The sequence below is a fragment of the Actinoplanes awajinensis subsp. mycoplanecinus genome (assembly GCF_001509495.1).
Classification (GTDB): domain Bacteria; phylum Actinomycetota; class Actinomycetes; order Mycobacteriales; family Micromonosporaceae; genus Actinoplanes; species Actinoplanes palleronii.
Map to the genome: position 1 here is coordinate 13,548 of NZ_LLZH01000349.1, position 23,136 is coordinate 36,683.

A 23,136-nucleotide genomic window follows, 5' to 3' on the forward strand; every position below is an offset into this window, starting at 1 on the left:
AGAGGACAATGTCGTGACCTGTGGAAACGTTGGAACTGCGGGTCGGCGTGGCTGCGGCTACCGGTTCGACCTCGGCCGGAGTGCCCGGCTCGGGCCGTCCACCGGGCACGGGGTGCCGCGGTCGAACGCGTAGCGGGCCTCGATCGTGTAGGTCCCCGCGGCCGGTGCGGACAGGTCGGTCCAGGAGCCGTTCTGGGTCAGGCAGGCGCCGCCGTCCACGTCCTGGTCGACTCCGTCGATCGCGAGCCACGGCGACCAGGCGATCCGCAGCGTGGTGGTGCCGGCGCTCGGCATCCGCACGGTGAGCGCGGCCGGGCCGGCCGAGACCACCGTCGCCGGGGCCGAGACCAGCGGGTCGGAGCCCTCGACCCGATAGATCCGCCACGCCGCGTCGCTCCACACCAGCGGCAGCCAGGACGGCCCGGCGGTGATGATCTCCGCCTCGGCGATGCCGGAGCTGTCCGGTTCGTCGGTGGGCAGCACCACGTACGCGACGCTCCAGTTGGTCAGCCAGGTGCGGTAGGAGGCCGCGGTCAGGGTGCCGTCGTAGAACAGCGGGTTGCGTTCGACGTCGGCCTGCCGGTTCCAGCCGCGGGCCAGCCCGACGTAGGGCGCCACCACCGAAGCTTCCATATGGGTACGAAGGGGAACGACCTCCACCCGGCCCCGTTGCGCGCCCAGGCGCATCAGCTCGGCGATCATCGGGCTGGCCTCGGAGGTGGTCGCGGCGTTCGCCGGTGTGGTGCGGACCAGCCCGGCGAGCGGCTGGAGCACGGTCCAGGCCGCCAGGACGGTGGCCACGGCGTACGCAAGGGATCGTCGACGGACCGAAAGGGCCAGCGGCGCCGCGCAGAACAGGATGGTGGCACCGGCCAACAGGACGAGGCGTTCCACGTTGCTGCCGATCGGCGTGGGCAACAGCCAGGTCAGGGCGACACCGACGGCGTAGACCCAGGCGCCGGCCCGGACCGTGCGCCAGGCCGGCGGGGTCAGCCGGGCGACGGCCACCGCCGCGCCGACCGTGGCCAGGGCGGCGTACCAGGGGAACGGCTGGACGCCGGAGAACGGGAACAGCAGCGCGGTCGCCGCGATCACCACCGGCGGGCCGGCCGCGAGCAGGTAGGCGCGCCGGCGGCGGCCGATCAGGAACAGCGCCGCCGCGAGCACCTCGATGAACAGGCCGGCGACCGGGCTGCACAGCGTCGCGAGCACACCGAGCCCGGCCGCGATCACCGGGCGGTGCCGCTGCCGTGCGCCGGTCCGCGGCGGGGCGAGGGTGACCGCGGCCAGGGCGAACACCGTGCCGAGCAGGTAGGTGACCCGGCCGGCGGCCAGGTTCGACCAGACCGCGACGGCCATCCAGAGGGCCACCGGCAGCGGACGGCGGATGCCGAACCGGGTCAGGGCCACCCCGCCGAGGTACGCGGCGCCGGCGCAGGCGAGCACGCCCGTGGTGCGCACACCCAGCCACGCCATCAGGTACGGCGAGACGATGCTGTACGAGGCCGGGTGGATGCCGCCGTACCAGGAGAGGTTGTAGGCCGATCCGGGGTGGTGGCGGACGAACGACGTCCAGGCGTACTGCGCGGCGAGGTCACCGGCGTCGCGGGCGAACCAGAGCGCCCAGACCAGCCCGAGCACGCCGGCGAGCAGCGCCGCCATCGCCGGAGGGCGGCCCCACCAGCGCGGGGTGGCGATGATCGGGCCGGCGTGCACCTGGTCTAGCAGTGTCATCGGGTCGTCTGATCCGTTCGTTTGCTCCCGCCGGTGACGGGCGCGCCGATCCGGGCGGCGGACCGTAACACGTATGGGCTGAAAGAATCTTGAACCAGGGTGTCAAGTGCGTGCCGGTCACCGGCGGTCCACTGGGGACTAGAGTGCCCGCGTGACTTCTTCCCTGCGCCCGGAGGATCCGCGCTCTTTGGGCCGTTATGAGCTGATCGGCCGCCTCGGCGAGGGTGGGATGGGCGCCGTGTTCCTGGGGCGCGACCCGGTCGGCGGGCTGGTCGCCGTCAAGGTCATCAAGGCGGAGTACGCCCGGGAGGAGAACTTCCGGGCGCGGTTCCGCAGCGAGGTCAACCGGGCGCGGGAGGTGCCGGCGTTCTGCACGGCCGAGGTCCTCGACGCCGACCCCGACCACGAGACGCCGTACCTGGTGGTCGAGTACGTGGACGGCCCGACCCTGGCCGAGGTCATCCGGGAGCAGGGGCCGTTGCGCGGCGGCAGCCTGCACAGCGTCGCGGTGGGCGTGGCGTCGGCGCTGGTGGCGATCCACAGCGCGGGCATCGTGCACCGGGATCTGAAGCCGGCGAACGTGCTGTTCGCGCTCGGCTCCCCGAAGGTGATCGACTTCGGGATCGCCAAGGCCGTCGAGGCGACCAGTCACCACACGGCCACCCAGGAGATGGTCGGCACGCTGGCGTACATGTCGCCGGAGCGGTTCACGCCGGACGCGGATCAGCAGCTGTCACCGGCCGCCGACGTCTTCGCCTGGGGCGCGGTGGTCGCGTACGCGGCGACCGGCCGGAACCCGTTCGCCGGGGACAGCCCGGCGGCGACCGCGGGCCGGATCCTGACCCAGCCGCCGCAGCTGGACGGCCTGCCCGCCGGCCTCGCCGGGATCGTCGGGCGGGCCCTGGACAAGGACCCGGCGCAGCGGCCGACCGCGCAGGACCTGCTGCTGGAACTGACCGCCGGGCCGGGCCGGGACACGCCGATCCCGGCCGACGTGCACCGGGCCGCCGAGGCCGCCAGGGGTCTGCGCCGGCCCCGGGGCCGGTGGCAGCTCGCCGCGGCGGCCGTCGTGCTGCTGGCCGCCGGGGGCGCCTGGGCGGGCGCGCAACTCCCGCGGAGCACGCCGTCGGCCGCGGCGGAACCCAGCGCGTCCCCGGTGATCGCCCTACCGGCGGTCCGGCAGTCGGCGAAGGAGCTGTTCGATCCGCTGACCGCGGACGGGCTGTGGTCGGCCTCCGGTGACGCGGCCAACGGGTGCACGCCCGCCGACGGCCTGATCGTGCGGGCCACGGCGTTCACCCAGTGCGAGTACGGCCCCCGGCAGGTCTTCGAGGGCGACACGCACATCACGGTCCGGGCCGAGATGTCGGTGCGGTCCTGCGTGATGATCTGGTTCCGCCTCAGCGCCGACGGCGACAACGGCTACTACGCCTCGGTCTGCGCCGACGACGTGGCCGTGCTGTTCCTGAACGACGGCGCGCTCGACTACTCCGACGAACGCAACGTCGTCGCGGGCAGCATGAAGATGCTCAAGATCGAGGACAACGGTCCGCACGTGATCGGGGTGGACGTGGTCAAGAGCACCGCCAAGGTGTCGGTGGACGGCAAGACCGTCCTGACCAGCGACCTGTCCCGGGGCAAGGCCGCCGGCGCGCGCCACAAGAGCGGCCAGGTCACCTTCGGGGCCGCGGTCGGCGGCAACGGCCCCAAGGTCACGGTCGTGCTGCGCGACGCGCACGTCACGGCCGCCTGACTTTCGCTCCCGTTCTGCACCCGATTCGGGTGATGGGCGCCCCCGGATTGCGATCTGCTGGAGCCATGGGTCGGCGCTGGTGGCGGACGTCCGTCGTGGCGATGGTGCTTGCCATCGCCGGGTACCTGCTGCTGGCGATCGGCCCGTGGGTGGAGCTGGCCTGGTCACTGGTCAACACCCTGGGCCCGACCGCCGTGATCGTGGTCGCCGCGCGGCGACTGCCGCGCAACGCGCGGGTCGCCTGGTATCTGTTGGCTCTCGGCATCTTCGCGAACGGGGCCGCTGTCGTTCCCAACACCATCGTGTACGACGTGCTGGGCAGCGAGGCCTACCCCACCATCGCCGACGCGTTCTACCTGCTGTTCTACCCGGCCGTCCTGACCAGCATCGGTCTGATGATCCGGCGCTGGCCGCCCCAGCTGATCCGCCCGGCGCTCCTCGACGCGGCCACCATCACGTCGGGCATCGGCGTGCTGGCCTGGGTCTACGCGATCGAACCCGCCCTGGACGACCCCGAGTACTCCCTGGCCGGACAGCTCGTCCGGGTGGCCTACCCGGTCGGCGACCTGCTGCTGATCTTCCTGGCGCTCATCCTGGTACGCAGCGGCGGCGCCTCCGGAGCCCGTCGGGCGGTCCGCTGGGGCCTCGCGCCGCCGTGGCTCGCCACCGGCCTGATCACCTTCCTGGCCGGTGACCTGATCTGGCTGTTCATCGGCAGCCACACGGTGCCGGACTGGGCGATCCGGGGCATCGACACGTTCTACTTCGCCGCGTTCGTGATCCTCGGGTACGCCGTGCGGCACGCCACCGCCACCGATGAGCAACGCGCCACCGCCGAACTGCGGCCACCGGGCATCCCGCTGATGTCGATGCTGCTCCTGGCGCTGCTGATGGCACCGGCCGTCCTGATCCTGCAGATGTCGCACGGCGCGTTCCAGCACGGCATGGCCATCGCCACCGGCTCCACGATCATGTCGGTGCTGGTCGTCACCCGGCTGACGGTGCTGCTGCGCTTCGCCGAACGCCAGACCGCGCAGGTGCGCGATCTGGCCCGCCGCGACGAGCTGACCGGCCTGTCCAACCGGCGGGCCTGGACCGACGAGTTGCCCCGGGTGCTGGAACGGGCCCGGCAGACCGGGTTGCCGGTCAGCGTCTGCATGGTCGACCTCGACCACTTCAAGATGTTCAACGACACCCACGGCCATCAGGCGGGCGACCGGCTGCTCAAGGAGGCCGCCGCCGCGTGGCTGGGCCAGGTGCGCCAGTCCGACGTCCTGGCCCGCTACGGCGGCGAGGAGTTCATCGTGCTGCTGCCCGACACCGGCCTGGACACCGCCTGCACGATCATGCAGCGGCTCCGGCAGGTCACCCCGGCGGCGCAGACGTTCTCGGCGGGCGCGGCGGCCTGGGACCAGGTGGAGACGTCCGAGCAGCTGATCGCCCGCGCCGACGCCGCCCTCTACCAGGCAAAACACACCGGCCGCGACCGCATCGTGGCAGCCGGCCTCGCCGAGGACGCCGCCACCAGCGACGCACCGTCGTGACCCGATGATGGTGTCATGCGGGCGCTGGCCACGGTGCCGGCCGCGCTGCTGGGTATCGCGAGGGCGGCGCACCGACGGGGCAACGGCATCGCCCTCGACGACGTCGGTGCCGACCCGATGTCGCTGGCGTTCCTGCCGTTCGTCGACCCGGACGTGATCAAGCTGGACATGAACCTGCTGCGCCACCCGTCCGCGGCGGCGACCGCCGAGGTGTGCGCGGTGGTCACCGCGACCGCGCGACGGACCGGCGCCAAGATCATCGCAGAGGGGGTGGAGACCGCGGCGGACGTGGCCACCGCCCGCGCGCTCGGCGCGGACTGGGCCCAGGGCTGGTACTTCGGGCGACCGGCGCCACCGGCGGAGCTGCGGCTCACCGACATCGCCGTCGCGCCCGGACTGCGGGCACCGCGTCCCGGCCTGCACCAGCCGGTCGGCACCCCGTACGAGGTGGCAGCGACCGGCGGCGCCGACCGGATCAGCGAAGCAGCGGCCCGGCGCGCGCTGGAACGGGTGGCCGCCGCCGTGGACGGCCAGGAGCACGCGGTGCTGCTCGGCTCCTACGGCACCCCGGACGACCTGGCGCCGTGGCAGCCCCAGGTCGATCAGGTCAGTGCGCAGGCCCTCTACTCCGCCGTGCTGCGGCCCGACGGGGTGAGCACGCCGTTCCCCGGCGAGAGCTGCCTGGTCGTGATGACCCCGCACCACGCGGTGGCGCTGTGCCACCGGCTCGGCGTCGGCGTGCTGCGGACCGACGACCCGGCGACGGTCGCGTCGATCGGCCGGGTGCTGTTGCAGAGGCTCACGGTGGCGGCACTGCCGGCGCTCTGATCTGTCGTCTGGGCGACACTCGACATCCGCATCCGGCGACACGGCGAACCACTCGTGCACACCTCGAGGTTCCCCGAGTCATCGGAAGAGGAGTCCCCATGAACAGCACATCGGGAAGCGGTCTGCGCCGGCTCGCGGTGACCACGGCCGCGACCGTGACGGCACTGGTGTCCGCGGGTGGCGTGGCACAGGCCGCCCCCGCCGCCCTGCAGTCGCAGGAGATCAGGACGTTCGCCGACAAGTGCTTCACGGTACGCAATCAGAGCGCGGCGAACAGCGTGCCGATCGACCAGTTCCAGTGTCAGGGCGACTTCGCCCAGCAGTTCAGCCTGGTCGCGTCCGGCAGCGGGACGTACTACATCACGACGTTCGCCGGCAAGTGTCTGACGGTGCGCAACCAGAGCGCGGCCAACAGTGTGCCGATCGACCAGTTCACCTGTCAGAACGACTTCGCCCAGCGGTTCAGCCTCGTGCCGTCGGGGAGCGGGACCTACTACATCAGGACGTTCGCCGGCAAATGCCTGACCGTGCGCAACCAGAGCGCGGCCAACAGCGTGCCGATCGACCAGTTCACCTGCCAGAACGACTTCGCTCAGCGGTTCAGCATCGCGGTGCCGGCGTGACGAACCGCAGGTGACGGGTGGCCCTGTTCCCGCAGACAGGGCCACCCCATCACCGGGTGCCGGCGCAGACCCGGTCGCGGCCGGCGCGTTTGGCCTCGTACAGGTGGCGGTCCGCGGCCTCGAGCGTGGCCGACGGTGTGCCGGCGCCGTCGCAGGTGACCGTGGTGACGCCGACGCTGGTGGTCACCGCGAGAGTGCCGGTGATCGGGGTCCAGTCGTGCTCGGCCACCGCCCGGCGCGCCGCCTCCGCGGTCCGCAGCCCGGCGGCGGCGTCGAAACCCGGCAGGAGCAGCACGAACTCCTCGCCGCCGAGCCGGGCCACGGTCGCCGCGGCCGGCACCGACCGGAGCAGGACCGTGGCCACCTCCTGCAGCACCCGGTCGCCGGCCTGGTGCGACAGGGTGTCGTTGACCGTCTTGAAGTGGTCCAGGTCGAGCAGCGCCACCGACAGCACCCGGCACGCGGGGCCGGCCAGCAGGGTGGGCAGCACCTCGTCGACGTAGCGGCGGTTGTGCAGGGTGGTGAGCGCGTCGCGGTAGGCCATCTCGCGGAACGTCGCGCTGGCCCGCCGGGCCTCGTCGGCCTCGTAGACGGCGTGCAGGCTCTGGGCGCGCGCCTCCCGCTGCGCCGACTGCAGGGCCTGCGTCTCGGTGTGGAAGCGCCGGAACTCCTCGAACGCCTCCTGCCAGCGGCCCGCCGCGGCGTACAAAAGTGCTTGTGCCTCTCGGGTCTTGGCCCGGAAGCCGGGCAGGTCCCGTTCGGCGCACAGCCGCACCGCATGGTCGAGGGTGCGTTGCGCGCGGTCGTAGGCGTGCTGCTCCCGCTGCGCCTCGGCGGCGGTGACCAGCGCCTCGACGATGGCGTGACCGACGTTGAGCAGGTGCGCCGAGTCCTCGTCCCACAGCGGTGCCAGCTCGTTCTCGGCCTGCGCGTAGCGGCCGGACATCATCCAGACCCGGGCCATGGTGTCCAGGTTGCTGGCCGGGATCGGGATGCCGTGGCTGCGGGCGATCTCCCGCATCCGGTCGGCCAGCCGCTCGGCGAGCTCCCGATCGCCCTGCTCGAACGCGGTGTAGGTCATGTTGTTGAGCACGGTGAGCGTCATCAGCTCGTCGCCCAGCGTCTCGGCGATGGCCAGCGCCTCGGCGAACCGCCCGGCGGCCTCCTCGGTGGCGCCGGTCTCGTCGAGCACCACGGCCAGTGACATCAGGTGCCGGGCCCGGATCGCCGGCAGGACGTCGTCGCCGGTGTGCGACATGCACTGCACGACGTGCGCCATGGCGTTGGCCAGATCGCCCACCGAGTAGAAGAACACCGACAGCTGCCGGTGGCTGCGGGCCAGCAGATAGGCGTCGCCGATCTGGACCGCTTCGGGGTAGACGGCGTGGGCGATCCGGCCCAGCTCGACGGTGTCGCCCTCCCGGCCCCGGACGTCGCCCAGGTGCAGGGTGGCCCGCAGGTAGAGGTCACGCCGGCCCAGGCGCACGGCGAGGCGCTGCGCCGCGAGCGCCCGGTCGCGTTCGGCGGGCAGGTCGGGAGCGGTGATCAGCTCCAACTTCAGCAGCTCCGCGGCGAGACCGGCGGCGGTCTGCGGCGGCGCCACCTGCTCGAGCATCGACATCTCGGTCCCGTCCATAGGTTCGTTCCCTCCAGGCTGGCAGCCCGAGGTTGCGAGGGGCCGGGGAGGACGATTGCCGGGCGGTAGCGCCGCCAACCAGCTTGATCACGTGCCGGATGTGCCGAACCTCCTGATGGGCGTTGACAGGGGGACCATGGCCATGCCGAGCCGAACGCGGCTGTCGCCGTGGGCCTGGTACCTCGTCGTCGGTACCGGCATGATCGTCGCGTTCGTCGTCGCGACCGTGGCCGGCGCGCCTCCGGTGGTCTACGGGCTGCTCTTCCAGGCCTGTTTCGCCTGCGGCCTGGCCGGGCTGCTCGTCGGTATCCGGCTGCACCGGCCCACGTCCTGGTGGCCTCGGGTGCTGTCGGTCTGCCTGGCGCTGGGCCTGGTCGCGGGTTTCCTGCCCGGGATCATCACCGGCACCACGCCGCCCGGGCCGGGACCGGCCGACGTGCTGTACCTGTTCGTCTACATGCTGGGTGCGTTCGCGATGGTGCTCATCCTGCGCCGCCGCACACCGGGCTGGGACCTGCCCGGCCTGATCGACGCGGCCATCCTCACGGTCGCGGCCGGCCTGCTGTGCTGGGTCTACCTGATCGGCCCCACGGTCGGCGACACCGGCGCGACGGCCGCGACCCGGCTGGTCTCGGCCGCCTACCCGCTCGGTGACCTGCTGCTGCTCGCGCTCGGCGCCCGGCTCGTGCTGAGCACTCCGACGAACTCGGTGGCGGTCCGCGCGCTGGTCGGCTACCTCGTGCTGACCGTCGCCCCGGACGTCATGCACGGCATCCCGTTCTTCAGCAGCGAGGGCATCGGCGCACTGGTGATCGCCGTGCTCTGACTGGTCTCGGTGCTGCTGCTCGGCCTGGTCGGCGTACACCCGTCGATGCTGGAGCTGGACGCGCCGAGCGCGGTGCCGACCCCGGACATCGGGCCGCTGCGGCTGGCCACCCTGGCGCTGGCCTCCCTGCTCGCCCCGGCCACGCTGCTGGTCCAGTACCTGCGCGGGGCGCCGCTGCACGTACTGCTGATCTGCGCGTGCTGCGCAGCGCTCTTCCTGCTGGTGATCGGGCGGCTGGCCGGGATGGTCGCGGTGCAGCGCCGGATGGCGGTGATCGACAGCCTGACCGGGCTGCACACCCGCCGCTACTTCCAGGACGCGCTGACCGGCCTGGCGAAGTCACCGCACCACGGCGCCGCGGTGGTGCTGCTCGACATCGACCACTTCAAACAGGTGAACGACACGTACGGGCACGACGGCGGTGACCGGGCCCTGCGCGAGGTCGCGCACCGGCTGTCCCTGGCGGTGCGCCCCGGTGACGTGCTCGCCCGCTACGGCGGTGAGGAGTTCGCCGTCCTGCTGCCGCGCACCTCACCGCAGCAGGCGCGCCGGGTCGCCGACCGGATCCATCGCGCGGTCCGGGAACGGCCGGTGCCGGTCGGCCCGGCCGCCGAGATCACCGTGACGGTGTCGGTCGGGGTGGCCAGCATGCCGGCCGACGTGACCGAACCCGACCGGCTCCCGCTGCTCGCCGACCAGCTGCTCTACCAGGCGAAAGGCGCCGGCCGCGACCGCGTGGTCAGCTCGGTGCCGCACCCGCCCGCCACCGCGGCCGCGTGACGGCTCAGATCTACCCGCCGGTGGCCGAACGGCAGACGAGGGGGGTGACAGATGACGTTTTCGCGCTCGGCCGCCCGTACCGTCGGATTTTCGATCTTGTATCTGGTGACGGCGTACCTCGGCCGGCTGACGGTCCTGGACGACACGAACCTCAGCCTGGTCTGGCCGGCCGCCGGCATCCTGGTCGTCTGGTTCGTCGCCCAGCGCGGATCACGGTGGCAGTGGCTGGACGTGCTGAGCCTGTCCGCGATCACCATGACGGTCAACCTGGCCACCGGCGCGAGCGCGGCCCTGGCGGCGTTCTTCGTGGCCGCGAACCTGGTCCAGGCCTACCTGTTCACCGCCCTGTTCCACCGCTGGCTGCCGGAGAGCGTGACCAGTAGTGATCACGGCGAGGGCCTGTCGCGGCTGTGGCAGGTGTGGCGGCTGGTCGGCGCCGCGGCCATCGCGAGCGGGGCCGGCGCGCTGATCGGCCCGACCGGGGTGTGGCTGACCGGTGGGGAGTACTCCTGGCCGGGCGCGCTCGTCTGGGTCACCCGCAACGTGGTCAGCATCCTGCTGATCAGCATCGCCGTTCGCGGTGTCGGCCGGTCGTGGGTGCGCCGGCACACCTACCGGCCGCGGGCCCTGCCGATCGGCCGCACGCTCGAGTACGCGCTGCTCAGTGTCGCCTCCGTCGCCGCGTACTACCTGATGTTCGGGCTGGCGAACGACCTGCCCGCGGCGTTCGCGCTGATCGCCATGACGGTGTGGGCCGGCGTGCGGCTGAACACCACCTACGTGGTGCTGCACAACCTGATGTTCGGCACCCTGGCCGTGCTGTTCACCCTGGCCGGCGAGGGCCCGTTCGCGATGATCGCGTCGCATCCGGTCCGCGCCCTGGTCGCGCAGCTGTTCGTCGGCACCGTCGCGATCGTCGGGTTGTCGCTGGCGCTGTCCCGCGACGAACGCAACGCGCTCACCGCACGGCTGCGCGAGCAGGCGCAACTGCTGACCACGGTCATCGAGTCGGTCAGCGAAGGCATCGGCGTCGTCGATGAGCAAGGCGCCTTTCTGGTACGCAATCCCGCGATGGGACGGCTGCTCGGCGGTTTCACCAGTCTCGACGAGAGTGCCGAGGCGGCCACCTACTACGGCGTGTTCCACCTCGACGGCACCCCGGTCGCCGAGGACGACCTGCCGCAGCGCCGGGTGCTCGCCGGTGAGCAACTCGCCCCGACCGAGTACCTGATCCGCAACGCCGGTGTCCCCGAGGGCCGGATCGTGAAGGTCACCGCGGTGCTGCTGCCCGGCCACATCAACGAGCAGCCGCACGCCGTGGTCGCCGTGTACGACGTCACCGCGGACCGCCGGCACCGCGACGAGCTGGCCAACTTCGCCGGTGTCGTCGCCCACGACCTGCTCAACCCGCTCGCCACCGTCGAGGGCTGGAGCGACGCGCTGCTGGAGGACCTCGACGACCCGGCCGCGCTGGTCGACGGCATCGGCCGGATCCAGCGGGCCTCGGCACGGATGCGCACCCTGATCGACGACCTGCTGGTCTACACCACCGCCCGCGACGCCGCGCTGATGCCGGCGTACTGCGATCTCACCAGCCTGCTCGCCGACATCACGGCCGGCCGGATCGATCACGCGCAGAGCGCCGGTGAGGCCGTGCCGTCGTTCCGGTGCGGCGATCTGGCCGCCGTCGACGGCGACCCGCTGCTGGTGCGGCAGCTGCTGGAGAACCTGATCGGCAACGCCATCAAGTACACCGCCCCGGGCGTCACCCCGGCGATCACCGTCACCACCGCGGCCGACCCGGACGGCGACGGGCTGACCCGCGTCGAGATCACCGACAACGGCATCGGCATCCCGGCCGGGCACCATGACGCGGTCTTCGGCAACTTCCACCGCGCGCACCGCGACACCGACTACACCGGAACCGGGCTGGGCCTGGCCATCTGCAAACGCATCGTGGAGCGGCACGGCGGCACGATCGCCGCGGCCGACAACCCGGCCGGGCCGGGCACCCGGATCAGCTTCACGCTCCCGTCCGCCACCATCCCGGCCCGCGCGCCGACCGGCCCGAACACCCACCGGGTGCCGTCGTCCTTCGACCAGGCGCGCTGACCGCTACCGGCGTTCCGACGTCTCGGTGACGGCCGGGTCGCCGGCCATCAAGCGTGCCTCGGCGTGGCTGCCGGTGTGCACGACCGGCGTGGCGAGCTCGGCGCCCTCGATGTCGACGTTCGGCAACCGCTGCAGCCAGCGCGGCAGCCACCAGGCACTGCTGCCGAGCAGGTGCAGCACGGCCGGGACGAGCGTCATCCGGACCAGGAACGCGTCGATGGCCACGCCACTGGCCAGGGCGAGACCGATGGCCTTGATGGTGGCGTCGTCGCCGAAGATGAACGCCGCGAACACCGCCGTCATGATCAGACCGGCCGCGGTGACCACCCGGGCGCTGTCGCGCATCCCGTCGGTGATCGCCCGCCGGGCGTCGCCGTGGTGGGTGTACGCCTCCTTGATCCGGGAGACCAGGAAGACCTCGTAGTCCATGGCCAGGCCGAACAGGATGCCGATCACCAGGACCGGCAGGAAGCTCAGGATCGGCCCGGTGGCCTCGACGCCGAGCAGTCCGCCGAGATGTCCCTGCTGGAAGACGAGCGTGACCATGCCCATCGAGGCGCCGAGCGAGAGCAGGAAGCCGAGCGCCGCCTTGACCGGGACCAGGATCGACCGGAACACCAGCAGCAGCAGGATCAGGGCGAGCACCACGATCAGGATCAGGAACGGTGCTAGGGCGCTGCTGAGCTTGTCGGACACGTCGTTGTTGAACGCGGTCGTGCCGGTGACGTACGCGGTGATCCCGGCCTGTTTGGCCTGCTCACCGGCGGCGCGGATCCGCTTTACCAGGTCCTTGGTCTGCTCGGAGTCCGGGCCGGACCTCGGGATGACCGACAGGATCGACACGTCGCCGGCCTCGTTGGTGGCCGCGGCGACCGCGACGGCGATGTCCGCGTCACCTTGGAGCATGGTGGCCGCCTGCGCGGAGACGGCCTTCATGTCGGTACGGCCGGGCCCGGACAGCACGAGCGTGAGCGGTCCGTTGAACCCGGCGCCGAACCCCGCGGAGAGCAGGTCGTAGGCGCGACGTTCGGTGCTGGCGGTGGACTTGGTGCCGTCCGAGGGCAGTCCGAGGCGCATGTCCAGCACCGGGTACGCCATGGCGCCGACCACGGCCAGGCAGGCGAGCACGGTCAGCCAGGGGCGGGCGGTGGCGATGCGGGCCCAGCGCGTACCGAAAGGGTGGGGTTGGGGTTCGGCGCGCCGGTGCAGGAAAGCGATCCGGCTCCGGGTGATCCGGTTACCGGCGAAGCCGAGCAGTGCCGGGATGAGGGTGAGCGCCAGGACCACGGTGATGGTGACGGTGCCGGCGGCGCACAGGCCCATCACGGTCAGAAACGGGATGCCGGCCACGGCCAGCCCGCACAGCGCGATCACCACGGTCACGCCGGCGAAGACCACGGCGCTGCCGGCGGTGGCGGTCGCGGTGGCGATCGACTCGTGCACGGCCATCCCGTCGTGCAGCTGCTGGCGGTGCCGGGCCACGATGAACAGCGCGTAGTCGATGCCGACGGCCAGGCCCAGCATGGTGGCCAGCGCCGGCGCGGTCGCGTTGAGCGTGACGAAACCGGTGATCACCTGGATTCCGAGCATGCCGGTGGCGACGCCGACCAGGGCGTTCAGCAGCGGCATGCCGGCGATCAGCAGACCGCCCAGGGTGACGGCCAGCACCAGGTAGGCGATCACGACGCCGTAGGCCTCGCTGCTGCTGCCGGCCTCCTCGGTGGTGGAGATGACGCCGCCGGAGAACTCGACCTGCAGGCCGGCCGCGCGAGCCGGCGCGGCGATCGCCTCGAGGGCGTCCTTGGCCTCGTCGGTGATGTCGGCGACCGCCACGGCGTAGCTGACGTCGGCGTACGCGATGCGTTTGTCGGCGCTCAGGGTGGCCTTGGTGAACCCGGTGACCGAGATGACCTGCGGCGCCTCGGCGAGCGCTGCCAGGGCGTCGGAGGCCAGCGTGGTGTAGGCGGATTCGGTCAGCGTGTGCCCGGCCGGCGCGGCGACCACGATCCGGGCGCTCGCCCCGCCGGTGCCGGGGAACTTGGTGGCGAGCAGCTCGATGGCCCGCTGTGACTCGGTGCCCGGGATCGTGATCGCCGAGCTGGTCGGCTTGGCCAGGGTCGCCGCGCCGATGCCGACGGCGGCCAGGACCGCCACCCACACCGCCAGGACCAGCCAGCGACGCCGGGCCGCGGCGCCGCCGAGCCGGAAGAGAAGGTTCGCCACTGATCCATTCTTGCGATCCGGGAACCCGCAGGCGGGGGAACGGCCAGGCTCACCGCTCGTTTCCGGCGCGGAACCACGCGATGTAGTCGGCGGCGGCGGCCGCGGTGTCCCAGCGCGGCTCGAACCCGGTGTCCTTGCGCAGGCGGGTGATGTCGAGCCAGCTCACCGGGCGGGCACCGGCCGAGGGGAGCTGGTAGCCGAACCCGGGTTCGGTGGACGCGATCGCGGCGATCACGTCGGCGTTGCTGGTCGCGTGACCGGAGGCGACGTTGTACGTCGTGTGCTGCAGCTCGCCGGCGAGCTGCAGCAGGGCGAGCGCGCGGCCGGTGTCCTTGACGTAGAGCAGGTCGAGCGCGTCCTCGGCGTGCGGCGCGGCGAGCAACCCGGACAGGTCGGGCTCACCGTGCCGGGCGGCGGCGTGGGCCAGCGACGGGGCGGCGAAGAACGGGTCGGGCAGGTGGCCGCCGGGCCCCCACGTCCCGGAGATCCGGGCGTTGACGATCTCCACCTCGGTCACCGAGGAGAGATGGGCGGCGAGCAACTCGGTGATCTTCTTGAACGTCGGGATGGGATGCAGGTGCTCCAGCGAGATCGGCATGTCCTCGGTGAGCGCACCCCCGCCGGTGAGGCCGTAGACGCCGATGGTGCTCGCGGTCACGACGCGGCGCACACCCCAGGCCCGCGCCGCTCGGACGATGTTGAGGAATGCCTCGAGCGCCCGCCCGGAGGCGTCGATCGGGTCGTCGTCGGTGACCGGCCAGGGCAGGGCGACGGCGAGGTGCACGATCCCGGTGATCGGGTACTGCCGGCCGGTGGCGAGCAGGGCGTCGAGGTCGGCGACGTCGGCCTGCACGACGTGCACGGGCAGGCCCGCGAGGTGCGCCGGCACCCGGGGGCTGCGGCGTTGGAGCAGCGCGCACTCCTCGCCCGCCTCGGTGAGGGCGCGGACGGTGTGCGTGCCGATGAAGCCGGCGCCGCCGGTAACGAGAATCATGGGTGAGCCTTTCGTCGTAGTGCTGATCGTCAGCATCACTGACGATCAGCGTAGGCCTAGACTGGGGCGCATGTCCACCGAACCGAACGGGACCGCGGATCCGCACGAGGTCCTGGGTTATCTGCTCAAGCACGCCGCCCTCAAGCTCGCGACCATGACGGACGCGGCGCTCGCGCCGTTCGGGATCGACGGCAAGGACTTCGGGGCGCTGCGCGTGCTGGCCCACCGCGAGCCGGCCTCGCAACTGCAGGTGGCGCAGACCCTCGGCATCGACCGCACCACGATGGTGGCGTTGCTGGACGTGCTCGAACGCAAGGGCATCGTCACACGGCGACCGGACCCGGCGGATCGGCGGCGCAACGTCGTCGAGCTCACCGAGCCGGGCCTGCGGGCCTTCGACGCGGCGCAGGTGGCGCACGCCGAGGTCGAGCGGGCGTTCCTCGCCGGGATCAGCCCGGGCGCGGCGCAGGATTTCCGGAGCACGCTGCGGACCCTGCTGGCGTGACCCGGCGGGCCGGCGCCCCTCCGGTCACCTGCCGACCACGCCGACCGCGTCGACCAGCAGGGTGCCCGCGGTAACCTCGACGGTGACGGTGTGCCGGCCCCGGGGCAGCCCGCGCAGGGCGTAGGTCTGCTGGAAGTTAACCGAGATTCGGGCCGCGACGCCGGTTTCGACCGGAGCGCCGTCGACCCGCACGTCGAGGCGGGCGCTGCCGTCGTTGACGCCGAGCAGGTCGAACCCGGTCCCGGTGAACGTGTAGCTCAGGGTGGCGCCCGGCCCCTGGCTGATCGAGGCGGAACGCTGGTACTCGAACATGCCGCGACCGTTGGCGTGCCGCCAGCCGCCGCCGTAGACCAGCTTCGGCGCGGGCGTCACGGCGAGATCGCTCATCTCCAGGTTGTCGATCAGCTCGCGGTAATAGGGCGGATTTCCCGGTACGCGGGTGACGCGCAGATTGTCGAACCGCGTGTAATGGAAGCCGCTGGCCAGGTCGACCCGCCCGGACAGGAACGGCACCGGATCGGTCCACGTGACCACCTGCTCGTGGTCGACAAAACCGGTCACCTGGGCGCCCACGACCCGGATGTCGAGGCGGTGCCACGCGCTCGCGTCGAAGCCCTCCACCACGCCGCCGGCGATCACGGTCCCGGTGCGCCGCAGCTGCCAGGTGCCGTCCGAGCCGAGGCGCACCACGTAGGGCGTGCCGTTCACGTTGTGTGAGCTTGCCCCGCCGGTCGAGCGTGCCCCGATCGCCGCGTAGTTGTCGGCCGCCGGCACCCGGTCGAAGGCCACGTCGACACCGGCCTGGTAGTCGGTCCACCGCAGGTCACCCACGCCGGTGACCGGGTCGGCGCTGTTCCACGCCCCGCCGACACCGGTGGTCTCCCGGTCGACCTGCTGGCGCAGCGTTTTTCCGACCACTTCGAAGGCTCCGTTGCGGTCCCACGTGTAGAGCGGCGTCGCGCCGGTGTCCCCGCCCCGCGCGTCGATGAACTTCCGGTCGTACCGGAAATCGTCGGACCACAGCGTGCCGTGCGCCGGATCCGCGTCCAGCACGGTGCGCTTGCCCTCGACCGGCAGCGGCGCGGTCCACGCCGGGTCGTGACTGACGTCGAGCGTGGTGACGGTCGCGATCGAGTAGGGCGCGACCGTGATCACCTCCCCGGGCGCGACGTCGCCGACGTGCTGCTTGTACCCGGCGTTGAACCGCACGCCCGCCCCGCTAGCGGTCGTCTGCCAGACCGCGAGCGTTCTTTTTTCAAGATCAAAACCGACAGGCCTGATTGTGTACGTCCGGGAGCTCTCCGAGTCGTTGACGATCACGGTGGAGAAGTCGGACGCGTCCGGGGCGGCCATCGTCAGGTAGTCGGGCAGGCCGTTGCGTCCGACGACCGGGTTCGTCCCGGTGGCGGTCGACGCGCTCGCCTGCGGGAGCACCCGCCAGATGCCCGCCGTGTTCGACGCGTTCTCCCAGCCGGCCCTCGCGAAGCTGGTGAAGTGCTGCAACACGGCCAGCCCGGCGTCGTAGTGGATCCAGCCGGACCACGGGTCACGCGCCGAGACGAGTTCCTTGAACGCGTACTGGCCGCCCTCGTAGAACGAGCCGATCGCCGGTTGGTAGACGAAGTGGGTGCGGCGCGACTTCACGAAGCCCTTGACGATGGTGTTCGCCATTTCGAGGGCGCTGCCGGAGCCGCCGAGCCCGGTGCCCGGCACGGTGGGGTCGGGGGTGTTGTTGTTCGGGCGGAACGCGGAGTTGCTGAAGGTGGCCTGCGCCTCGCTGTTCCAGACCTCGGTGTCGTACTGCTCGGCGAGCCGGGTGAAGTTGCCGCCGCTGTCGTCGTCGGTGTTGTAGTGGTACCCGGCCGCCGTGACCGCGTCCCGCAACTCGGCGTCGCCGGTCATGGCGGCGCCGAAGCTGCCGATCCCGGCCTCGTCGGAGATGACGAGCTTGATGTGGTGGTAGCGCTCCGCCTCGCCGGGCCGGAAGCCTTCGGCGTCGGTGCGCACGCGCTGGGCGTACTGCTTGGTCCAGGCGAGATCGGCCCGGGCCTCGTTCACCCCGGGGTTGACGTAGTCGACCATGAAGCCGTAGCGCCGGTACGCCGCCAGGATGGTGTTCTTGTACCAGGTGTAGATCTTGTCGTTGGTGTTCGCCCAGGCCGGCGCGTTCCACCGCAGGATGCTGACCTTGAGCGCGGGGTTCAGCCGCTTGGCGTCGGCGGCCAGCTGGAATCCGGGTGCCCGGGCCACGTTGGCGGGCTCGGTCTCCCAGCGCATGGTGGCCGGGTCGGACCCGGTCGAGTTGTTCCGGTCGTTCCCCATCTCGATCTTGACGTGATCCATGATCGGGTGCCGGCCGCCGAACAGGATCTTCAGGAGCTGGGCGTAGGCCCGGGGCTGCTGTGCCTTGTAATCCAGCAGCAGGGCGCTGGTGCTGTTCGCGCTCAGCACGCCGAAGCCTTTGAACGTCAGCCCGTTGACGTTGTCCACCGCGATGTCCGCAGCGTCCACGGTGATCGCGACGGGGTCGGCGGGCGCGGCGTGTGCCGGCCGGGGCGGCATGATCGCCGCACAGAGCAGCAGCAGAACGGCGGCGACAGCGCGGCGCATGGAGGCCCCTTCCTTCGCGAGTGCCCCCACTATTCGAGTAAAATTGATACGTGTCAATGGTTCTGTTCCCGGGGTGTGGCGCACCCAGGGTCGAGACGCCCTTCCTGGCCCGGGCGCGGTGTCGGACGCTGGGTTCCGCCACACGTTCCCCCCTTCTCAGGAGCCCTCCGTGACCGACCGCAAGATTGTTCTCATCACCGGTGCCAGCAGCGGGATCGGCGCGGCGACCGCGCGCCGGCTGGCCGCCGACGGGCACCACGTCGTGCTGGGCGCCCGCCGGGTGGACCGCCTCGCCGCGCTCGCGCAGGAGATCCGCGACGCCGGTGGCACCGTCGACCACCACGAGCTGGACGTGACCGACGTGGACAGCGTGCGCGCCTTCGTCGCCCTGGCCGCCGACGCGCACGGCCGGATCGACGTCCTGGTCAACAACGCCGGCGTGATGCCGCTGTCGCGCCTGGACGCGCTGCGCGTCGACGAGTGGAACCAGATGATCGACGTCAACCTGCGTGGCACGCTGCACGGGATCGCCGCCGTGCTGCCGCACATGCGCACCCAGGGCTCGGGTCACGTCGTCAACGTCGCCTCGACCTCCGGCCACCGCGTCGACCCGACCGCGGCCGTCTACTGTGCCACCAAGTTCGCCGTCCGGGCGCTGTCCGAGGGGCTGCGCCAGGAGAGTCAGGACATCCGGGTCACCGTGATCAGCCCCGGTTTCACCCATTCCGAGCTGGCCGACCACGGCGGCGACCCGGACGTGCGGGCCGCCGTGCAGGCCGCGACGAAGCAACTGGCCATCCCGGCGTCCGCGGTCGCCGACGCCATCGGCTACGCGATCGGCCAGCCCGTGAACGTCGACGTCAGCGAGATCATCGTCAGGCCGACCGCGCAGGGCTGACTCAGTGGGCGTCGGACGCCCAGCGGTTCCAGGTGCCCTCGGGGGTGAGCCAGGCCTTCTCGCCGAGGCCCATGTCGCCCAGTTCGCGCAGGCGGGGGAACCGGTCGACCAGCACGGCCAGCCGGACCGGCGTGATGTCCTCCTCCTCCACCTCGTCGCCGTCGCCGAAGGCGGCGGCTGGCCGTGCAGCCGTGCGAGTCGTGCGGGCCGGTGCACGGCTCCCCGTTCCGGCTGGCCCTCAGGGGTGCCTCAACGCCGTTGAGGCACCCCTGAGGGCCAGCCGGTCACCCGGGGGCGCGGGGCGGTCGGGGGTGGCTGCGGTCCGGCGAGGGCACGGGCGGGACTCGGCTTGTAGCCTGCGGGCGGTAGCTCCGTATTCGTACCGGAAAATGACGGTCGGAAAGGGGAGGCCGCAGCCTGGATCACGGGCGGGGGCGGTTGTCGACGATGCGGCGGGCCTTGCCGATCGAGCGCTCCAGGGCGGCCGGCGGGACCACCTCGACCCGGACCGTGACCCCGACATTGTGCTTGATCAGGTCGGACAGGGTCTGCGAGAGGCGGGAGCGGTTCGGGTTCGGTTCGCGGGATTCGACGCGGACGGTCATCTCGTCGAGGCGGCCCGGGCGGGCGAGGACGCACTGGTATTGCGGGGCGAGCTCGGGCAGGCGCAGGATGAGTTCCTCGATCTGGGTGGGGAAGACGTTGACGCCCCGCAGGATCATCATGTCGTCGCTGCGGCCGGTGACCTTCTCCATCCGGCGCATCGTGCGTGCCGTGCCGGGCAGCAGGCGGGTGAGGTCGCGGGTGCGGTACCGGATGATCGGCATGGCCTCCTTGGTCAGCGAAGTGAATACCAGTTCGCCTTCCGCGCCGTCGGGCAGCACGTGCTCCAGCGTCGGGTCGATGATCTCCGGGTAGAAGTGGTCCTCCCAGATGTGCAGGCCGTCCTTGGTCTCGACGCACTCCTGACTGACGCCGGGGCCGATCACCTCGGAGAGGCCGTAGATGTCCACGGCGTGAAGGTCCATTCGCTGTTCAACCTCATTGCGCATGCTCTCGGTCCACGGTTCCGCGCCGAAGACGCCGACCTTGAGGGTGGTGCTGCGCGGGTCGATGCCCTGCCGCTCGAACTCGTCGAGGATCGTCAGCATGTAGGACGGCGTCACCATGATCACGTCGGGTTCGAAGTCCAGGATCAGCCGGACCTGACGTTCGGTCATGCCGCCGGAGACCGGGATGACCGCGCACCCCAGGCGTTCCGCGCCGTAGTGCGCGCCGAGACCGCCGGTGAACAGGCCGTATCCGTAGGCGACGTGCACCCGGTCGCCGGGCCGGGCGCCGGCCGCGCGCAGCGAACGCGCCATCACATCCGCCCACATGTCCAGGTCCGCCTGGGTGTAGCCGACCACTGTCGGCCGCCCGGTGGTTCCGCTGGACGCGTGGATGCGGGCGATCCGGTCGCGCGGGACCGCGAACATTCCGTACGGATAGGAGTCCCGCAGGTCCTGCTTCGTCGTGTACGGGAACCGGGCCAGGTCCTCCAGCGCACGGCAGTCGTCCGGCTGCACGGCTGCGGCGTCGAACTTGCGGCGATAGAGAGGCACATTTTCGTACGCGTGCCGCAGCGTCGCCCGCAGCCGGGTCAGCTGCAGCGCCCGCAGTTCGTCAAGCGAGGCCGTCTCGATGGATTCCAGGTCACCGGGTCGCGGCGTGAGATCGAGCATTCACCATGCTAAGCCCGCGGATGCTCCGCGTCGGACTGTTCAGCGCTCCGCGATGCGGCCCTGCCGGTGCTGCGGAAGCGGGCTCGGTAGGTGGTCGGTGAGACGCCCAGGTGCTGCTGGAACACCCGGCGCATGGTCTCCGACGAGCCGAAACCGGACTCCGCGGCGACCTGCTCCACCGAGCCGGAACCGCCCTCCAGCAGCACCTGCGCGGCCTCCACCCGGATCGACTCCACATACCGCCCCGGGCTCAGCCCGGTGTGCGCCCGGAACAGCCGGGTCAGATGCCGTGGGCTGACCCCGGTCCGCGACGCCAGCCGTTCGGTCGCGTGGTCGGCGGCCGGGTCACCGGTGACCGCGTCCATCGCCGCCCGCAGCACCGGATGCTCCGCGTCCCGCACGCTGAGCCGGGCACTGAACTGCGACTGCCCGGCCGGCCGTGCCATGAACACGACCAGCTGCCGGGCCACCTCCCGAGCCGGCTCGGCGCCGTGATCGTCCTCGACCAGCGCCAGCGACAGATCGATCCCGGCGGTGACCCCGGCCGAGGTCAGCACCCGGCCGTCTTTCATGAACACCGGATCGCTGTCGACCCGCACCTTCGGATACGCCCGGGCCAGGTCACCGGCCAGCTGCCAGTGCGTGGTCGCCCGCCGCCCGTCGAGCAGCCCGGCCTCCGCGAGCAGGAACGCCCCGGCGCACACCGACGCCACCCGGCGCGCCCGCGGCGCCAGCCCGGTCACGGCCGCCATGGTCACCTCGTCGCGGATCGCGGCGGGCCAGTCGGAGCGCCCCGGCACGATCAGGGTGCCGAGTCGCCGGGGCAGCCCGGCCGGCGCGGTCCCGGCCCCGATCCGGACCCCCGAGGAGGTGACGACGTCGGCGCCGGTTCCGGAGATCACGCGCACGTCGTAGTCCGCGCCGAACCGGTTCGCCGTCGTGAAGACCTCGGCCGGCCCGGCCACGTCGAGCAGCTGCACCCCGTCGAACGCGAGGATCACCACCAGGTGCCTCACTCCGGCCACGGTGAGTCCAGGATCGTCCGAACGAAGTCGCCCCGCTCGAACCCGGGCACATAGTGCTCCAGCACGTCGGCCTTCACGGTGCCGAACGTGGTCTCCGGCCGAGTCCGGATCCCGTCGGTGAACGCCGCCAGGATCCGCCGCTTGAAGTCCGGACGCGGGTGCAGTGCGACGATCGCGTCCCGCTCCTGAGCGCTGATGTCGTCGTAGCCCAGGCCCAGCACGTCGTACTCGACACCGGCGGTGACCAGCGCGACCTCCGGCTCCAGGAACGGCGGGATCCCCGGCGTGGTGTGCAGCGCGATCGCCAGCCAGACCCGGCGCACACTGTCCTCCGGCACCCCGCGCGCCTGCAGGAACCGTCGCGCCTCGTCGGCGCCGTCCACCTCGAACCGCCGCCCGCTGCCGCGGAACCGCTCGGCCAGCCCGAGATCGTGGAACATCGCGCCGACGTAGAGCAGCTCCGGGTCGAAGCTCAGGTCCCGGTTCCGCCCCTGGCGGGCTCCGAACAGGTACACCCGGCGGGAGTGGTGATAAACCAGCTCGCTGGCGGTGTCCCGCACGAGTTCGGTGGCCTCACGGGCGAGCGTGGTGTCCGGAACGTCAATCGTCGTCATGCACCCAGCCTCGCCGTTCCGCCCGCCGGCAGCCATGTCCGCACGGACCACCTTCCCACAGATCCAGCCACCACCCACCCGTTCCGCTGCTGGTCGCGGCCGTCTCTTCGGACCGCCTGGCAGTCCGCCGGACGACAAAATCCCACGGTACGACTGGGAGCACGCGACAATCCGCGCTCCCACGGCTCCGCACGCGCGTCGCGTCCTCGGCTGGTGCTGGCGGCTGCCTCGGAGGGCTTGAGGCAGCCGCCAGCACCAGCCCCGCGCCCTCCAGCGCCGCTCAGCTCAAGGTGATCGCGGTGGGCCGTTGGCGGCCGGAACCGTCTGGCCCGCGAGGTCATCCCGGTCGGGGCGGTGGCGCGGGTGGCCGGATGCGTGCGAGTACCCGGCCGTGCGCTCGCGGCCGGGGTGCAACCGGCCCCAGTGGCGGTGTAACCGGCCCCGGCGGGGTGAACACGGTGTCTGCCCGGGGAGCGTCGAGCACGATGATCGCCGGCTGGTCGCCCCTCGATCACCCTGTGGGCGGCGGGTGCACGTGCCCGCTCGGATGTGTCTGTGGCTGCCGGGCGGGGCGGTGCGAGTCCGCGTTGCCAGATCGCGTGCGGCTGCCGCCCACCTGGGGCAAGGCCGCGCGGTTAGGGCGGTGGTGTGGTTGTCAAGGGTGTGGGTGGGAGGGCGTAGTGGCCGGGGCTGGTTCTGGTGATGTA

General features: G+C 71.7%; 18 protein-coding genes. 9 read left to right on the forward strand and 9 right to left on the reverse strand.

Features of this window, described 5'->3' with window-relative positions:
- Positions 1-57: 57 nt before the first annotated feature.
- Entirely contained in the window at positions 58-1,734 is a 1,677-nt protein-coding gene (locus ADL15_RS50060) for a hypothetical protein (RefSeq protein ID WP_067708396.1), read from the reverse strand.
- Positions 1,735-1,885: 151 nt separating this feature from the next.
- Between ADL15_RS50060 and ADL15_RS50065 the strand changes: the two genes are divergently transcribed.
- The 4 genes from ADL15_RS50065 to ADL15_RS50080 all read left to right on the forward strand — a co-directional run bounded on the left by ADL15_RS50065 (position 1,886) and on the right by ADL15_RS50080 (position 6,482).
- The gene (locus ADL15_RS50065; protein WP_083972684.1) at positions 1,886-3,487 is read left to right on the forward strand and encodes a serine/threonine-protein kinase; all 1,602 of its coding nucleotides are present in this window, start codon (positions 1,886-1,888) and stop codon (positions 3,485-3,487) included.
- A 101-nt stretch (positions 3,488-3,588) separates the two neighbouring features.
- Positions 3,589-5,031, forward strand: a complete 1,443-nt coding sequence (locus ADL15_RS50070) for a GGDEF domain-containing protein (protein ID WP_067708437.1) — start codon at positions 3,589-3,591, stop codon at positions 5,029-5,031.
- Positions 5,032-5,046: 15 nt separating this feature from the next.
- On the forward strand, positions 5,047-5,859 hold the full coding sequence (locus tag ADL15_RS50075) for an EAL domain-containing protein (RefSeq protein ID WP_067708402.1): 813 nt from the start codon (positions 5,047-5,049) through the stop codon (positions 5,857-5,859).
- Between the two features lie 98 nt (positions 5,860-5,957).
- On the forward strand, positions 5,958-6,482 hold the full coding sequence (locus tag ADL15_RS50080; RefSeq protein ID WP_067708405.1) for an RICIN domain-containing protein: 525 nt from the start codon (positions 5,958-5,960) through the stop codon (positions 6,480-6,482).
- A gap of 49 nt (positions 6,483-6,531) precedes the next feature.
- On the opposite strand, the gene ADL15_RS50085 is transcribed toward ADL15_RS50080, so the two are convergent.
- Positions 6,532-8,118, reverse strand: a complete 1,587-nt coding sequence (locus tag ADL15_RS50085; protein WP_232345126.1) for a GGDEF domain-containing protein — start codon at positions 8,116-8,118, stop codon at positions 6,532-6,534.
- Positions 8,119-8,260: 142 nt separating this feature from the next.
- Here ADL15_RS50085 and ADL15_RS50090 point away from each other — a divergent pair, with 142 nt between their 5' ends.
- From ADL15_RS50090 to ADL15_RS50100, 3 genes are all read left to right on the forward strand, one after another.
- Positions 8,261-8,944 carry a hypothetical protein gene (locus ADL15_RS50090; protein ID WP_067708407.1) on the forward strand — a complete coding sequence of 228 codons (684 nt, stop codon included), beginning with the start codon at positions 8,261-8,263 and terminating at the stop codon, positions 8,942-8,944.
- Between the two features lie 9 nt (positions 8,945-8,953).
- Positions 8,954-9,724 (forward strand): GGDEF domain-containing protein, encoded by a 771-nt coding sequence (locus ADL15_RS50095; protein WP_067708410.1) that lies wholly within the window; start codon positions 8,954-8,956, stop codon positions 9,722-9,724.
- A 105-nt stretch (positions 9,725-9,829) separates the two neighbouring features.
- Complete coding sequence (locus tag ADL15_RS50100; protein ID WP_232345128.1) at positions 9,830-11,836, forward strand: ATP-binding protein; 2,007 nt, start codon at positions 9,830-9,832, stop codon at positions 11,834-11,836.
- Positions 11,837-11,839: 3 nt separating this feature from the next.
- Here the strand turns inward: ADL15_RS50100 and ADL15_RS50105 are convergent, their stop codons facing one another.
- Both ADL15_RS50105 and ADL15_RS50110 read right to left on the reverse strand, forming a co-directional pair.
- Complete coding sequence (locus tag ADL15_RS50105) at positions 11,840-14,059, reverse strand: MMPL family transporter (protein WP_067708417.1); 2,220 nt, start codon at positions 14,057-14,059, stop codon at positions 11,840-11,842.
- Positions 14,060-14,108: 49 nt separating this feature from the next.
- Positions 14,109-15,053 carry an NAD-dependent epimerase/dehydratase family protein gene (locus ADL15_RS50110; protein ID WP_067708419.1) on the reverse strand — a complete coding sequence of 315 codons (945 nt, stop codon included), beginning with the start codon at positions 15,051-15,053 and terminating at the stop codon, positions 14,109-14,111.
- Between the two features lie 70 nt (positions 15,054-15,123).
- Between ADL15_RS50110 and ADL15_RS50115 the strand changes: the two genes are divergently transcribed.
- Complete coding sequence (locus tag ADL15_RS50115) at positions 15,124-15,558, forward strand: MarR family winged helix-turn-helix transcriptional regulator (protein WP_067708422.1); 435 nt, start codon at positions 15,124-15,126, stop codon at positions 15,556-15,558.
- Positions 15,559-15,582: 24 nt separating this feature from the next.
- Here ADL15_RS50115 and ADL15_RS50120 read toward each other — a convergent pair whose 3' ends face one another.
- A complete protein-coding gene (locus tag ADL15_RS50120; protein ID WP_067708424.1) occupies positions 15,583-18,168 on the reverse strand; it encodes a hypothetical protein in 2,586 nt (861 codons plus the stop codon).
- Positions 18,169-18,337: 169 nt separating this feature from the next.
- Between ADL15_RS50120 and ADL15_RS50125 the strand changes: the two genes are divergently transcribed.
- Entirely contained in the window at positions 18,338-19,066 is a 729-nt protein-coding gene (locus ADL15_RS50125; protein ID WP_067708426.1) for an SDR family oxidoreductase, read from the forward strand.
- A 1-nt stretch (position 19,067) separates the two neighbouring features.
- Here ADL15_RS50125 and ADL15_RS53845 read toward each other — a convergent pair whose 3' ends face one another.
- The 4 genes from ADL15_RS53845 to ADL15_RS50140 form a co-directional block, all read right to left on the reverse strand.
- Positions 19,068-19,217 carry a hypothetical protein gene (locus ADL15_RS53845; protein WP_157442110.1) on the reverse strand — a complete coding sequence of 50 codons (150 nt, stop codon included), beginning with the start codon at positions 19,215-19,217 and terminating at the stop codon, positions 19,068-19,070.
- A 271-nt stretch (positions 19,218-19,488) separates the two neighbouring features.
- Entirely contained in the window at positions 19,489-20,790 is a 1,302-nt protein-coding gene (paaK, locus tag ADL15_RS50130; RefSeq protein ID WP_067708429.1) for a phenylacetate--CoA ligase PaaK, read from the reverse strand.
- Positions 20,791-20,798: 8 nt separating this feature from the next.
- Positions 20,799-21,806: a GlxA family transcriptional regulator gene (locus ADL15_RS50135; protein ID WP_232345127.1), complete on the reverse strand. Its 1,008-nt coding sequence runs from the start codon at positions 21,804-21,806 to the stop codon at positions 20,799-20,801.
- On the reverse strand, positions 21,803-22,429 hold the full coding sequence (locus ADL15_RS50140) for an HD domain-containing protein (protein WP_067708432.1): 627 nt from the start codon (positions 22,427-22,429) through the stop codon (positions 21,803-21,805). The genes ADL15_RS50135 and ADL15_RS50140 overlap by 4 nt, the downstream gene beginning before the upstream one ends.
- Positions 22,430-23,136 lie beyond the last annotated feature (707 nt).

Bases quoted from the DNA above. Each gene is read 5' to 3' on its own strand.
- ADL15_RS50060 (WP_067708396.1), bottom strand. From the start codon at position 1,734: ATGACACTGCTAGACCAGGTGCACGCCGGCCCGATCATCGCCACCCCG.
- ADL15_RS50085 (WP_232345126.1), bottom strand. From the start codon at position 8,118: ATGGACGGGACCGAGATGTCGATGCTCGAGCAGGTGGCGCCGCCGCAG.
- ADL15_RS50120 (WP_067708424.1), bottom strand. From the start codon at position 18,168: ATGCGCCGCGCTGTCGCCGCCGTTCTGCTGCTGCTCTGTGCGGCGATC.
- ADL15_RS50090 (WP_067708407.1), top strand. From the start codon at position 8,261: ATGCCGAGCCGAACGCGGCTGTCGCCGTGGGCCTGGTACCTCGTCGTC.
- ADL15_RS50110 (WP_067708419.1), bottom strand. From the start codon at position 15,053: ATGATTCTCGTTACCGGCGGCGCCGGCTTCATCGGCACGCACACCGTC.
- ADL15_RS50075 (WP_067708402.1), top strand. From the start codon at position 5,047: ATGCGGGCGCTGGCCACGGTGCCGGCCGCGCTGCTGGGTATCGCGAGG.
- ADL15_RS50070 (WP_067708437.1), top strand. From the start codon at position 3,589: ATGGTGCTTGCCATCGCCGGGTACCTGCTGCTGGCGATCGGCCCGTGG.
- ADL15_RS50080 (WP_067708405.1), top strand. From the start codon at position 5,958: ATGAACAGCACATCGGGAAGCGGTCTGCGCCGGCTCGCGGTGACCACG.
- ADL15_RS50115 (WP_067708422.1), top strand. From the start codon at position 15,124: ATGTCCACCGAACCGAACGGGACCGCGGATCCGCACGAGGTCCTGGGT.
- ADL15_RS50140 (WP_067708432.1), bottom strand. From the start codon at position 22,429: ATGACGACGATTGACGTTCCGGACACCACGCTCGCCCGTGAGGCCACC.
- paaK (WP_067708429.1), bottom strand. From the start codon at position 20,790: ATGCTCGATCTCACGCCGCGACCCGGTGACCTGGAATCCATCGAGACG.